This is a genomic window from Corynebacterium sp. HMSC036D02 (assembly GCF_001836165.1).
Lineage (GTDB): Bacteria > Actinomycetota > Actinomycetes > Mycobacteriales > Mycobacteriaceae > Corynebacterium.
Genome location: NZ_KV827661.1, coordinates 100,644 through 112,783 on the forward strand (window position 1 = coordinate 100,644; position 12,140 = coordinate 112,783).

A 12,140-nucleotide genomic window follows, 5' to 3' on the forward strand; every position below is an offset into this window, starting at 1 on the left:
TGGCCTTTCGCCCGCCGGCGCGGGAGGGGATTAGCCCGCGTAAGGTGATGCTCACTGGCATCGTGCCCGCCTCACCTACCTATTGGGCAGGTGAGGCGGGCGATTCCGCGTTTTCGCCCGGTACTCGCTTAGAACCGGGCACTGTGCTTCCCGGCCCAACGCTGGCATGGTATCACCCTTCGGTGCCGTCCGAAGAGCCTATTCCCTTTGACTATCGGGTGGTGTATGAGGATGGGGACCTGATAGTCGTCGATAAGCCGCATTTCTTGCCCACGACGTCGAATGGGCGCATCGTCCGCGAGACCCTTCAAACCCGCCTGCGCGTGGATTACGGGGAGGACTCCATCGTGCCGCTGCACAGGCTGGACCGGTTGACGTCGGGCCTGGTGCTGTGCTCGCGCAACCCCCGCACGCGCGCTGCGTATCAGCAACTCTTTCAGGAGCGTGCGGTGGTGAAGCACTACCGGGCTCAGGTGGTCGTGCCCTTCTCCTTCGACGGCACGGTGCGGCTGGGCATGCGACGGGTGCGTGGTGAGCGTCAGGTCCGCGTGGATCCTTCCGGCACGCCTACGGTGACTCGGGTGCGCGCTCGGGGGGCGGTCGCCGATGTCTGGCCACTGACCGGCCATACCCACCAGATTCGCGTGGTGCTCAACCACCTGGGACATCCGATTGTGGGGGATGATACTTATCCCGTGGATCGAGGCTTGGATCTTTATGATTTCTCCACGCCGCTGCTGCTTTCCCATGTCGCTTTGAGTTTTAGCGATCCAGTTGCCGGCCGCAAACGGGAGTTTCAGCTGTGAGATTGGGCGCTATTGCGGTGTGCGTTTTAGTTTGCGCTGAATGAGGGACTAAACTCAAACGAAGTTTTATTCATTATAATTGAGCATTTTGTACGAAGGGCGTGTCCATGGCGGATCTGAGCTTTGCTCGCTTTGCCTCGAATTTTGGCCAGTTCATTAAGTTCGGTCTGGTTGGCGGTTCGGGCGCGTTGGTCAATATTGCAGTTTCAATCCTGGCCGCAAAGTGTGGATTGTCCTGGTTCGGCGCTACGCCGCATGACGCGATGTTCAACCTCTTCGGCACCCAGTTTCACGTGCGCTGGTTCATGCTTTTTTCCACCATCGCCTTCCTCGTTGCGAATACGTGGAATTACCAGCTCAACCGCATGTGGACTTTTAAATCCGTTAGCAAAGTCTCGTGGTTGCGGGGTTTCTTCCCGTTCCTCATTACGGGCATTGGCGCGTATTTGGTGACCCTCGCGGTGCAGTACCTGCTGATGAATCCGACCTCGCCGCTGCAGCTGCCGCCCGATATTTTCGATGACTCGACGGGCTTCCGCACGATGTATTACTGGGCCAATGCCATTTCGATCGTGGTGGCGATGCCGATCAACTTCATCTTCAACAAGCTGTGGACCTTCCGTTCGACGCCCAAGGCGCCGGTCGTGGTCCATGAGACCGAGCCGGCCTAATATCGGACCTTCGCCCCGCCCCTCCCTTCGCGCTCACCAGCGTCGACCGGTGGGGTCTTTTCGCTGATGCGGTGAGCGCGAAGGGAGAGCGTCGACAAGCCCTGCACCCTTCGCGCTCACTGGCGCCCGCAAACAGCAAAGCCCGCCGTCCGCGGTGAGCGCGAAGGGCGGGGGGATGCGACGGAAGGGAGAGCTGCCTAGTCGTCGAGTTCGGCGTCCAGGCGCTCTTGGTCGCGGCGGTGCTGAAGGCGGCGGATGAATGGGGCGAGGACTAGGACAGAGACAGCGCCAACTGCGGTGCCGGCTAGATAGGCGGTGGGGTTGTGGCCGTCGGCTGGCGCATAGGCGTTATAAGCGACTCCCGTGAAAATCGCAATTACCGGTATGAAGTAAACGGCCATTGCAGCCCAGTTGCGGCCAGCAAGTGGGGTAGCGACGCGTTTGCGTAGCCATGCTGTGCCGATGGCATTGCCGATGACAGACGGCGCGATGGCGAGGAAGCAGAGCATGCTCATTTGACCAGGAAGGACCCAGGCAAGGATGGCTGCTGCGACGAGTTCGAGGAACATCGTCGGGGAAGCACTGATGGCGAGGGCCTTGTAGCAAGTTTCGCGTTCGAATTCGTCGTGGGAGGCGCGATCAATTTCGCGGAGCGTGTAGTTGGCAAGGGCGTTAATCATGTTGTTCATCTCCAAAGATTTCTTCGACGGGCTTTCCTAGTTCACGGCAAATATCGAGAGCTAGGTACACAGATGGGGAGTAGTTGCCGCGCTCGATATTGGCAATTGTTTGGCGGGACACGCCCGCCCGTTCAGCGAGGTCAGCTTGAGACATCTCGAGCCACCGACGCCATTTGCGGACCATATTCTGGTGCTCGGCCATGTGGTCTCCTTTACGGTGTGTCGTGCTTACATGCCCTAGTGTAAAGCAAACTTGTCATACTGGCAAGGGTTACATGCAAACATGCCATTCCCAGAAGGGCTGCATCACCACAGCCGGCAGCTTCGGTTTACGCCCTTTGAGCTGTTCAAGTGTGGTTTTGATGAGAAGTACGGCATCGTCGAGGTGGTAGCGGATATCGTCGGCAGTAAAGCGCAAAACCGTATATCCATGAGCCACTGCGGCGTTCTGCTTCGAGCGGTCTGCTTGAAAAGCACGACTATGTTTGTGGTGCTCCCAGCCGTCGACCTCGACGATGAGCTTGCCCATCTTCAAGTCAAAGCGGTAGTTCGCAATGAGCGCGTTGTGCTCGGGAAAGATCCCGTCCGCTCGTAGCCTTCGGCTCAGCTGGCGCTCCGGCACGCTGTCCGCGCCGATGGGCGTGTGACGAATAGTCTCCTTCAAACGCCGGGGAATCCGACGCATTCTCCGCTGGTCTTTGCTCAAGCGCTCAGGCCCAGTCTTGCCTCGATAGTGTTCTTCCAGCAGCTGCCCGCAAGCGGATGCTAAACGACGTGCAGCCCACAGCACCTGGACCACAGGCAGGTCATTCACCTTGGTTATAGCCGAAAGCCGCGAATGTGTCACCCGAAAGCTCTTCCCTTTGAGCGTGCGCGGTCCCTCGGCTTCCAGCGGGAACGTCAACTTCCGTCCCAAGTGAATCTCCCGCGCGGTCTTACCCGTGAAATGTATTCGGCTCAGCCCGTGAGCCAGGGCGCGTGCCACGGCCAGCGGCGACCACTCATCGCTGTAAATTCCTCGGTGTACACGAAAGAGTTTTCCCGCGCGGAGCTTCCGCCTGATTGCCTCCTTGCTCAGTCCCATCTCACGGAGCTCCGCGGTTGTCCATGCCTTCATGAAGCTCAAGGTATGCATTGCTTCACGACGCGTCGATAGTCAACTACCTACCTGTGGATAACTCGGGTTCGAAGTCCAGTTTTCCGGGGGTTATGTTGACGTGTCGCTAATTTTCCTGCGGCATTCATCTTCATTATCTCTTGGCTAGCCCCATTGGGGACTCCGCCAAGTAGCAAATAGCGCAGCCTGGCTGCTCGACCCAGCCCACGCCCTTCGTACGGGTGCTGGCCCCACCCTTCGCGGCCACCGGAATCGATTCTGTGCCCTTAAAGCATTCGCTGGTGAGCGCGAAGGGCGGGTGGTGATGTGGCGGGGTGGAGAGAACCGCTGCCTGGACCCTACCCCTGGCGCTCACCGGGATCGCTGATTAGCTGCTAGAGCGTTCGGCGGTGATCGCGAAGGGTGGAGCTGGGTTGGAAACTACATCGGAGCCGGGAATTGCATCGAGCACCGTTCGCGCTCACCGAGTGCCCATTGCCGACGCCCCACGTCCCAGCCGTGAGCGTGAAGGGAAGAGGCGGAGGGGAAGAGGCGCCGCTCGGGTCCACCTACCTTTGCGCTCACGGTGGCAGGCGCCTGTCATTGCCCGCCCATTGTTGGTGATCGCGAAGGGCGCTTGTCGGGGTGACGGCTCACGCGGTATGCCCTTGCCGGCCACCGAGAGCGGAGAAACGGCGCTACATCGTGTGCTGGTGAGCGCGAAGGGGGGTGGAGTGACAGCGAGGAAGGGGCGCGGTTGCGAGAAGAGGCGCGGTTGCGAGAAGAGGCGCGGAGGCGAGCAGGGCGGCGAGGAGCGGCTAGCGGGTTTTGAGTTCCTCTGCGGTAGGTAAGGGCAGCCGGGCTGTAGGGGAGATGCCGCGGGCCTTGGCATTGATGACGCCGGCGATGGCTAGCACAGCGAACATGGTGGCGGCGGAGAAGAGCTGGATGCGGGCGGAGGCGTCGGTAAGCATGAGTACCGCAATAGCTGCAAAGAGTGCCAGGGCGAACCACGTGAGGTAAGGGTAGGCCCACATGCGCACCGGCAGCGGGTGGATGGCCTCGAGCTGCGGGCGCAGGCGCAACTGGCTCACCGCGATGAAGACCCACACGATGAGCAGCGAGGCTCCAGCGGCGTTGAGCATGAAGGACAGCAGCCACCCGGTATCTGCATAGTTGAGAACAACCATCACCGCGGAAAGAATGACAGACAACGCGATGGCCGCAGTCGGGACGCCGCGGCTGTCTGTCGACGCGAAGAGCTTGGGGGCTTCACCGCGGCTAGCCAGCGAGTGCATCATGCGGGAGGAAGCATAGATCTGCGCGTTGAAAGCAGAGAGCAGCGCGAGGACGATGACCACTTCCATAATGGCCGCAGCGCCTGGGATTCCGGCGCGGTCCAAGACCATGGTGAACGGCGACTCGGCGGCAGATTGCGCGGAGCCGAGCGAAGAATAGGGCAGGAGGAAGGTGATAACGAGGACAGAGCCCAGGTAGAACACCGAAATGCGGGTAATGGTTGTGCGTACCGCGTTGACGAGGGATTTCTCGGGGTCCTCGGATTCCGCCGCGGCGATGGCGACAACCTCGATGCCGCCGAAGGCGAAGGCCACGGCGAGCAGGCCGGCGGCCACGCCGCCAAGGCCGTTGGGCATGAAACCGTCGGCAAGGAAGACTGACGTGCCGATGAAGGTGTGGCCGGGGAGCAGACCGAAGATGAGCAGCGCACCGATGACAAGGAAAGCAATGATGACGGCGACCTTGATGAAGGCGAACCAGTACTCAAACTCACCAAATAAACGCACGCGCAGGAGGTTGATGGTGCCGAAGAGTGCCACGCAGACGGCCGCGGGGATCCACGGCGGGCAGTCGAACCATGCGCCGATGAAACCAGCAGCGCCCGTAATTTCCGCGCCGAGGACGGCGACGGTGGCAAGCCAATAAATCCAGCCCTGCGTAAAGCCTGCCCAGCGGCCAATGCCGTGCTCGGCGTATTCGGAAAAGGAGCCGGATGCGGGGATTACCGTGCCCATCTCACCGAGCATCTGCATGACCAAGATGGCAAGGAAACCCGCGATGAGGTAGGCCAAGAGGACCGCGGGGCCAGCGGCAGAAATGCCAACGCCGGTGCCTAAGAAAAGGCCTGCGCCAATGGTGGAGCCCAGCCCCATCATGGTCAGGTGGCGGACTTTCAAGCCGCTGCCGAGTGAGCTAGGTGAGGAATCGTTTTGAGCAGTCACCTTTAGCATTGTAGGCAGCCGCGAGCGGTAAGTGGGCATAAGGGGAGAATTGGTAGGGCGGGGCGAGGCCCCGTAGCGGCGCGTGCCCGGGGACAGGAAGCATGCGCCTCGGAGGCTTAGGCCACGATCGCAAAAGGCCCCCGCAGAAACAGGGGCCTCAGGCAGCAGCGTTTAGTTCTTGTGCAGATCCTCGTTGAGAGCCACAGCCTCAGACTTCCACTCCACGGCCTCGACGGCGCCGGTCACGGAGTTGCGGCGCAGCAGCACGCCGGAGACACCGGAGAGCTTAGAGCCTTTGACGGTCTCGCCCTCGGACAGGTCCAGTGCCTGAGCAATCTTGCCAAAGACCGCGATCTTGGTGCCGGCGGTGACGTAGAGGCCGGCTTCGACGACGGAGTCGTCGCCAAGCGAAATGCCCACGCCCGAGTTTGCGCCGAGCAGGCAGCGCTCACCGATGGAGATGACCTCCTTGCCGCCGCCAGAGAGGGTGCCCATGATGGAGGCGCCGCCGCCGATATCGGAGCCATCGCCCACGACGACGCCTGCGGAGATGCGGCCTTCGACCATGGAGGCGCCCAGGGTGCCGGCGTTGAAGTTGACGAATCCCTCGTGCATCACGGTCGTGCCCTCCGCGAGGTGGGCGCCGAGACGAACGCGGTCGGCGTCGCCAATGCGCACACCCGATGGGACAACGTAGTCCACCATGCGCGGGAACTTATCGACGGAGTAGACCACGACCGGGCCGCGGGAGGCGAGGCGGCCGCGGACCATCTGGAAATCAGCAACCGCGCAGGGGCCGTAGTTGGTCCACACTACGTTGGCCAGCTTGCCGAAGATCCCGTCCACATTCAGGCCGTGAGGCTTGACTGCGCGGTGGGAGAGTAGGTGCAGGCGCAGGTACGCGTCGTACGTGTCGGCGGGTGCCTCGTCAAGGTCCTTGATGGAGGTCTCCACCGCAATGCGGGCGACGCCGCGCTCCTCGTCGGGGCCAACCAGGTCAGCGAACTGCTGCGGAACCTCCTCCAAGCGTTCGGTGCCGCTGGCTTCTACAGAGATATCGGTGTGAACTGCGGGGAACCAGACGTCCAGGACGGTGCCGTCGTGGGTAATGGTTGCCAGGCCGCGTGCGGATGCTGAAGTCATAGGCTCACACCCTAGCAGCTACGCCTCGGTCGTGCGCCGTGAGTTACCCGGTAGTAGGTGGAAGATCACAACTAGGGCCACGGTCAGGATGAGGACGGCGAGGACTTGGTTGCGGGCGGAGGCGTCGAAAAGCATGAGAATTGTAAGACCCACCAGCGCCAGGGCAGTGACCCAAGGCAGCCACGGGAAGCCCGGAACACGCAGCGTGGTGAGTTCGCCGTTGGCCTTCATCTGAGGGTGCAGCTTGATGTAGGAGGCCACGATGAAACACCAGATGACCAGCAGGCAGCCGCCCACCGCGTTGAAGAGGAAGGCCAGAAGCCCCGGCGGGTTCCAGTACTGCAGCACCACCGACGCAAAGGCGAAGATGATGGAGAGCACCACCGCGTAAATGGGGGAGCCGGAGGCGTTGGTCTTGAGGAAGACGTGGTGTGCGCTGTGGTCCTTGGCCATGTCGTAGACCAAGCGGGAGGTGGCGTAAATCTGCGCATTGAAGGCGGACAGCAGCGCCAAGGCGATGATGGCTTCCATGAATCCGGCGGCGAAGGGGATCTTCGCGGCGGCGAGGACCAGCGTGAAGGGCGAGTCCGCCGCGACATCGGCGTCCTGGATGGAGCTAAAAGGCAAAGCCATGGTGATGACCAAAATGGAGCCGATGTAGAAGACCATGATGCGCACGATGATGGCGCGCACGGCAGTGGCCACGTTGTGGGCTGGGTCTTCGGATTCTGCCGCAGCAATGGTGACCAGCTCGATGCCACCGAAAGCGAAAGCCACGGCGAGCAAACCGGCGGCAAAACCAGGGCCGCCGTTGGGGAGGAAGTTCTCTGTGAAGTTGTGGCCTGCCACGGAGAGGTCCATGCCCGGCAGGATACCCAGTGCCATGAGCACGCCGACGCCCAGGAAGGCCACAATCGTGGCGACCTTGATGATGGCGAACCAGAACTCGAATTCGCCGAAGCCACCCACGGCGGCAAAGTTGACCACGGCGAAAAAGACCACGGCGACTAACGCGGGAATCCAGGGGTCCACCCCGAACCAGTTGGAGACAATCGCCGCGGCACCGGTTATCTCCGCGCCCATCACCATGACCAGCATGAACCAGTAAATCCAGCCCAATGTAAACCTGGCCCAGGGCCCGAAGGCCTGGCCCGCATAGGTAGAGAAAGCACCCAACGAAGGCCGGGCGGCGGCCATCTCGCCGAGCATCCACATCACCAAGGCGATGAGCGCCCCAGCCACCGCATAGGAAATAAGGACGGAGGTGCCGGATACCTGGATGCCCAGGCCGACGCCTAGGAAGAGGCCCGCCCCCACCGCGGAGCCGAGGCCCATCATGGTGAGGTGGCGGGTTTTGAGTTGAGTGGCCGCAGCCATAGGGAAATCACCTTCAACGCTGTTGATTGTTTGCAACGGGAAGTACTTTACGCAATGCACTAAGCAACCGGGGGCGCTAGCATGGCGGGTTGTGACTTTAAATCTCTTCTCCGATCCCATTGAGCTGACCAAGGCCCTGGTGGATATCCCTAGCCCTTCGCACCACGAGCAAGCGATCGCCGATGCGGTCGAAGAGGCCCTGCGTGGTCTGGACCAGAGCAAAGTAGAGGTGGAACGCTACGGCAACACCGTGTGTGCCCGGACGAACCGGGGCCTTGAAAGCCGCGTGGTCCTCGCCGGTCATATCGATACCGTGCCCCTGGCCGATAACGTGCCCCACACCATGTCGGAGGACGGCAGCATCATGTATGGCTGCGGCACCGTGGACATGAAGTCCGGTATGGCCGTCTACCTCAACGCTTTTGCGCAGCTGTACAACTCCGATGAGCTCAAGCACGATCTCACGGTCATCGCCTATGAGGGCGAGGAGGTCGCCACCGAATTCAACGGCCTGGGCCACCTGCAGAAGGATCACCCGGAGTGGCTGCAGGGAGACCTTGCTCTGCTGGGTGAGCCCTCGGGCGCCATGATCGAGGCAGGCTGCCAAGGTACCATCCGCGTGCGCGTTACTGCCCACGGCACCCGTGCGCACTCAGCCCGCGCCTGGCTCGGCTCCAACGCGGCGCACACCTTGGCGCCGGTGATGCTCAACGTGGCCAACTACCAGCCCCGCGACATCGAGATTGACGGCTGCACCTACAAGGAAGGCCTCAACATCGTCCACCTCGAATCCGGCGTGGCCACCAATACCATCCCGGATGAGGCCTGGATGTTCGTCAACTTCCGCTTCGCCCCCGACCGCAGCACCGAGGAGGCGATGGCGCACCTGATGGAGGTCCTCGGCGAGCACGAGAACATCACCGTGGAGGTCGATGACATCGCCGGTGCCGCCCTGCCCGGTTTGGGCCAGCCAGCGGCACGTGCGCTTGTCGACGCCGTCGGCGGCAACGTCCGCGCCAAGTATGGTTGGACCGATGTGGCCCGTTTCTCCGAGATGGGTACCCCAGCCGTCAACTTCGGCGCTGGTGATCCGGGTTTTGCCCACAAGAAGGACGAGCAAGTACCCGTCACCCAGATCACCGAAGTCTCGACCGCACTCTTGAACTACCTGAAGGGATAAGACCACCATGACGCCTGAGCAACTGCGTACTCTGCGCGGACCTCTTCTCGTGCGCACTGCTGGAGAGCAGTCCTCCACTTTTGATCAGCGCCTGCTTCAGTCCGGCGCGGATCATGAGTGGCAGCACGCCGATCCCTGGCGCGTTCTGCGTATCCAGGGTGAGTTCGTGGACGGCTTCGACGCCCTGGCCAAGCTGCCCAAGGCCGTGACCGTTTTCGGCTCTGCCCGCACCCCGGAGGATGACCCGAATTATCAGTTGGGCGTGGCTTTGGGCCGCCGCCTCGTGGAGGCCAAGTACGCCGTCATCACCGGCGGTGGCCCCGGCATCATGGAGGCGGCCAACCGCGGCGCGCACGAGGCTGGAGGGCTGTCTGTAGGTCTGGGCATCGAGCTTCCGCACGAGCAGGGCCTGAACCCCTACGTAGATCTGGGGCTTAACTTCCGCTACTTCTTCGCCCGCAAGACCATGTTCCTCAAATACTCGCAGGCCTTCATCTGCCTGCCCGGCGGCATGGGCACCATGGATGAGTTCTTCGAGGTCATGTGCATGGTCCAAACCGGCAAGGTGACCAACTATCCCATCGTGCTCATGGGCACCGAATACTGGTCCGGCCTGGTGGAGTGGATGAAGAAGACCTTGGCTGAGGGCGGGTTCATCAGCCCCGAGGACCTTGATCTCTTCCTGGTCACCGACGATATCGACGAAGCCATCGCCCACATTCTGGCCGCGCACAAGGTCATGTCGGACAAGCGCCTGCGGGAGCAGGAGGGCAAGTGACCCAAGCGCACAACCTCGCGCGGGTCATGGCAATCGTCAACCGCACGCCGGACTCCTTCTACGACAAGGGCGCCACCTTCGAGCTCAACCCCGCAATCCAGCGTGCTGAGCAGGCGCTTGACGACGGCGCCTCCATCATCGACATCGGCGGCGTCAAGGCCGGCCCGGGTCAGCATGTCGACACCGCCGAGGAAATCGAGCGCGTCGTGCCCACCATTGCGGAGCTGCACCGCCGCCGCCCTGACGCGCTGATCTCCGTGGACACGTGGCGCGCCGAGGTCGCAGAGGCGGCCATCGCCGCTGGTGCCGGTCTGGTCAACGACACGTGGGCCGGCTGGAACCCCGAGCTCATCGAGGTGGCTGGCCACCACAAGGTGGGCTACGTGTGTTCGCACACCGGTGGCGTGACTCCGCGCACCCGACCACATCGTGTGCATTTCGACGACGTCGTCGCCGACGTCATCACCGAGACCACGCGGCTAGCCGAGCGCGCCGCCGACCTCGGCTGCCCAGAGGAGCTGACGTTCATCGACCCTACGCACGACTTCGGCAAGAACACTTTTCACGGCTTGGAGTTGTTGCGGCGCATCGATGAGATCGTGGCAACGGGCTGGCCGGTGCTCATGGCCTTGTCGAATAAGGACTTTGTGGGCGAGACCCTCGACCGAGCCGTCGACCAGCGCGTCGCGGGCACGTTGGCGGCGACGGCATGGTCGGCGGCACGGGGCGTGGCGGCTTTTCGTGTCCATGAGGTGGCCCCGACTCTCGACGTCATCCGTATGACCGCCGCTATCCAGGGGCACATGGCGCCCTTGGCGACGACCCGGGGGCTTGCCTAAGCCATGTCAGTCAACGTTTCCGTAGTCATCCCTGCGCTGAATGAGGAGCGCACCGTCGCCCACGTGGTGTGTGCCTGCCTGGCGGATGAACCTTTAGAAGTCATCGTCATCGATGCGGACTCGAGCGATGGGACTGCGGCGCGGGCCGCCGCGGCCGGCGCCCGGGTGTGCAATTGGCGCGACGTGGTGGAGGAGCCGCCGCAGCCTGGCAAAGGCGAGTCCTTATGGCGCGGGGTGGCCGCGGCCCGGGGAGAGGTCGTCGTGTTCATCGACGCGGACCTAGAATCCGCCGCGCCCGGGATGGTCACCGCACTCAGTGAGCCCTTCGTAGATCCGCACGTGCAGCTGGTCAAGGCGCGCTATGCACGCAGCCTGAACGGTCAGCCCACCGGTGGCGGGCGGGTCACGGAGCTGAGCGCCAAGCCGCTGCTGCGCATGTTCTTCCCTGAGCTCGCGCACATCGATCAGCCTTTGGGAGGGGAATATGCGATTCGCCGCGACGCGGCTTTAGACTTGCCCTTCGTTGCGGGTTATGGGGTGGAAGCGGGGCTGCTGATAGACGTCGCCAAGCGCTATGGCCCCTTTGCTATCGCCGAGGTGGACCTGGGTACCCGTACCCACCGCAACCGCCCGCTGGAGGAGCTAGCCCCCATGGCCGATGTGGTCTCGCGCACCATTCTCTCCCGCGCGGGCGTGGCTGGACCCGTTCCCCAACGGCCGCCGCTGCTGGGTAAGATTTAGCGCATGTTGTCCTGGATTCTGCTGATCGTTGTCCTCATCGCTCTCGTGATCATTGGCACCCGGGCGTGGGGAAGCCTCGTGGGACGGGGGACCGTCATGGAAGCGCCCGACAAGGCTGTGAATACTAACGCGGAGAATCTGCGGGCATTCGAGGAGGGGCGCTTCGATGACCTGCGCTTTGACGTGGTTGCGCGCGGCTACCGCCAGGATCAGGTGGATGCCCTTCTCGCAGAAGTGGAGCGTCGTGCGAAGGTGGCGTCTGAGGCTTCAGCGAAACCTTCGGCATAGGCTTGGTTGGGCCGTTGCTGGAGCCCGTGATTGAGCTTACGGGCAAGCCTGCGGGAGCGGGCCTGCCGCCATCGGCTGAAAAAGGGCTAGACTAGAAGGACGTATAAAACTCAGTCGAAGGAGACGCAATATGGCAGCGATGAAGCCCCGTACCACTGGTGGAGAGATGGAAGCGGTAGAGGAGTCCCGCAAGATCGTCATGCGCATTCCTTCTGACGGGGGTGGGCGCATTGTTATTGAGCTCAGCAAAGAAGAAGCAGCGGAGCTGGGTTCACTCCTCGTAGCAGTTTCTAGCTAGTCT

At 62.2% G+C, this 12,140-nt stretch carries 14 protein-coding genes; 8 read left to right on the plus strand and 6 right to left on the minus strand.

What is annotated here, in order from left to right:
- Nucleotides 1-47: 47 nt before the first annotated feature.
- Together HMPREF2743_RS03245 and HMPREF2743_RS03250 are read left to right on the plus strand one after the other, a co-directional pair.
- Nucleotides 48-806, plus strand: coding sequence for a pseudouridine synthase (locus HMPREF2743_RS03245; protein ID WP_210398349.1), 759 nt, complete (start codon nt 48-50; stop codon nt 804-806).
- A gap of 107 nt (nt 807-913) precedes the next feature.
- Complete coding sequence (locus HMPREF2743_RS03250) at nt 914-1,477, plus strand: GtrA family protein (RefSeq protein WP_070528995.1); 564 nt, start codon at nt 914-916, stop codon at nt 1,475-1,477.
- Nucleotides 1,478-1,674: 197 nt separating this feature from the next.
- Here the strand turns inward: HMPREF2743_RS03250 and HMPREF2743_RS03255 are convergent, their stop codons facing one another.
- The 6 genes from HMPREF2743_RS03255 to HMPREF2743_RS03280 form a co-directional block, all read right to left on the minus strand.
- Nucleotides 1,675-2,157 (minus strand): hypothetical protein, encoded by a 483-nt coding sequence (locus HMPREF2743_RS03255; protein WP_070528992.1) that lies wholly within the window; start codon nt 2,155-2,157, stop codon nt 1,675-1,677.
- Nucleotides 2,150-2,359: a helix-turn-helix transcriptional regulator gene (locus HMPREF2743_RS12835; RefSeq protein WP_070528987.1), complete on the minus strand. Its 210-nt coding sequence runs from the start codon at nt 2,357-2,359 to the stop codon at nt 2,150-2,152. The genes HMPREF2743_RS03255 and HMPREF2743_RS12835 overlap by 8 nt, the downstream gene beginning before the upstream one ends.
- Nucleotides 2,360-2,428: 69 nt before the next feature.
- Nucleotides 2,429-3,274: a type IV toxin-antitoxin system AbiEi family antitoxin domain-containing protein gene (locus HMPREF2743_RS03265; RefSeq protein ID WP_070818153.1), complete on the minus strand. Its 846-nt coding sequence runs from the start codon at nt 3,272-3,274 to the stop codon at nt 2,429-2,431.
- 797 nt (nt 3,275-4,071) lie between these two features.
- The gene (locus HMPREF2743_RS03270; protein WP_070528984.1) at nt 4,072-5,502 is read right to left on the minus strand and encodes an amino acid permease; all 1,431 of its coding nucleotides are present in this window, start codon (nt 5,500-5,502) and stop codon (nt 4,072-4,074) included.
- 162 nt (nt 5,503-5,664) lie between these two features.
- A complete protein-coding gene (gene dapD, locus HMPREF2743_RS03275; protein WP_070528981.1) occupies nt 5,665-6,636 on the minus strand; it encodes a 2,3,4,5-tetrahydropyridine-2,6-dicarboxylate N-succinyltransferase in 972 nt (323 codons plus the stop codon).
- Between the two features lie 18 nt (nt 6,637-6,654).
- On the minus strand, nt 6,655-8,013 hold the full coding sequence (locus HMPREF2743_RS03280; RefSeq protein ID WP_070745655.1) for an amino acid permease: 1,359 nt from the start codon (nt 8,011-8,013) through the stop codon (nt 6,655-6,657).
- Between the two features lie 91 nt (nt 8,014-8,104).
- On the opposite strand from HMPREF2743_RS03280, the gene dapE reads away from it, so the two are divergent.
- The 6 genes from dapE (at nt 8,105) to HMPREF2743_RS03310 (ending at nt 12,137) form a co-directional block, all read left to right on the plus strand.
- Complete coding sequence (dapE, locus tag HMPREF2743_RS03285) at nt 8,105-9,193, plus strand: succinyl-diaminopimelate desuccinylase (RefSeq protein ID WP_070528975.1); 1,089 nt, start codon at nt 8,105-8,107, stop codon at nt 9,191-9,193.
- A gap of 7 nt (nt 9,194-9,200) precedes the next feature.
- On the plus strand, nt 9,201-9,971 hold the full coding sequence (locus tag HMPREF2743_RS03290) for an LOG family protein (RefSeq protein WP_070528970.1): 771 nt from the start codon (nt 9,201-9,203) through the stop codon (nt 9,969-9,971).
- A 26-nt stretch (nt 9,972-9,997) separates the two neighbouring features.
- Nucleotides 9,998-10,810, plus strand: coding sequence for a dihydropteroate synthase (folP, locus tag HMPREF2743_RS03295; protein WP_210383659.1), 813 nt, complete (start codon nt 9,998-10,000; stop codon nt 10,808-10,810).
- Nucleotides 10,811-10,813: 3 nt separating this feature from the next.
- Nucleotides 10,814-11,551: a glucosyl-3-phosphoglycerate synthase gene (locus HMPREF2743_RS03300; RefSeq protein WP_070528964.1), complete on the plus strand. Its 738-nt coding sequence runs from the start codon at nt 10,814-10,816 to the stop codon at nt 11,549-11,551.
- A gap of 3 nt (nt 11,552-11,554) precedes the next feature.
- Complete coding sequence (locus HMPREF2743_RS03305; protein ID WP_070528958.1) at nt 11,555-11,839, plus strand: DivIVA domain-containing protein; 285 nt, start codon at nt 11,555-11,557, stop codon at nt 11,837-11,839.
- 130 nt (nt 11,840-11,969) lie between these two features.
- The gene (locus tag HMPREF2743_RS03310) at nt 11,970-12,137 is read left to right on the plus strand and encodes a DUF3117 domain-containing protein (protein WP_010187237.1); all 168 of its coding nucleotides are present in this window, start codon (nt 11,970-11,972) and stop codon (nt 12,135-12,137) included.
- Nucleotides 12,138-12,140 lie beyond the last annotated feature (3 nt).

Excerpts from the sequence above, each read along its gene's own strand:
- HMPREF2743_RS03245 (WP_210398349.1), top strand. The coding sequence starts at position 48 with ATGCTCACTGGCATCGTGCCCGCCTCACCTACCTATTGGGCAGGTGAG.
- HMPREF2743_RS03250 (WP_070528995.1), top strand. The coding sequence starts at position 914 with ATGGCGGATCTGAGCTTTGCTCGCTTTGCCTCGAATTTTGGCCAGTTC.
- HMPREF2743_RS03255 (WP_070528992.1), bottom strand. The coding sequence starts at position 2,157 with ATGATTAACGCCCTTGCCAACTACACGCTCCGCGAAATTGATCGCGCC.
- HMPREF2743_RS12835 (WP_070528987.1), bottom strand. The coding sequence starts at position 2,359 with ATGGCCGAGCACCAGAATATGGTCCGCAAATGGCGTCGGTGGCTCGAG.
- HMPREF2743_RS03265 (WP_070818153.1), bottom strand. The coding sequence starts at position 3,274 with ATGAAGGCATGGACAACCGCGGAGCTCCGTGAGATGGGACTGAGCAAG.
- HMPREF2743_RS03270 (WP_070528984.1), bottom strand. The coding sequence starts at position 5,502 with ATGCTAAAGGTGACTGCTCAAAACGATTCCTCACCTAGCTCACTCGGC.
- dapD (WP_070528981.1), bottom strand. The coding sequence starts at position 6,636 with ATGACTTCAGCATCCGCACGCGGCCTGGCAACCATTACCCACGACGGC.
- HMPREF2743_RS03280 (WP_070745655.1), bottom strand. The coding sequence starts at position 8,013 with ATGGCTGCGGCCACTCAACTCAAAACCCGCCACCTCACCATGATGGGC.
- HMPREF2743_RS03290 (WP_070528970.1), top strand. The coding sequence starts at position 9,201 with ATGACGCCTGAGCAACTGCGTACTCTGCGCGGACCTCTTCTCGTGCGC.
- folP (WP_210383659.1), top strand. The coding sequence starts at position 9,998 with ATGGCAATCGTCAACCGCACGCCGGACTCCTTCTACGACAAGGGCGCC.
- HMPREF2743_RS03300 (WP_070528964.1), top strand. The coding sequence starts at position 10,814 with ATGTCAGTCAACGTTTCCGTAGTCATCCCTGCGCTGAATGAGGAGCGC.
- HMPREF2743_RS03305 (WP_070528958.1), top strand. The coding sequence starts at position 11,555 with ATGTTGTCCTGGATTCTGCTGATCGTTGTCCTCATCGCTCTCGTGATC.
- HMPREF2743_RS03310 (WP_010187237.1), top strand. The coding sequence starts at position 11,970 with ATGGCAGCGATGAAGCCCCGTACCACTGGTGGAGAGATGGAAGCGGTA.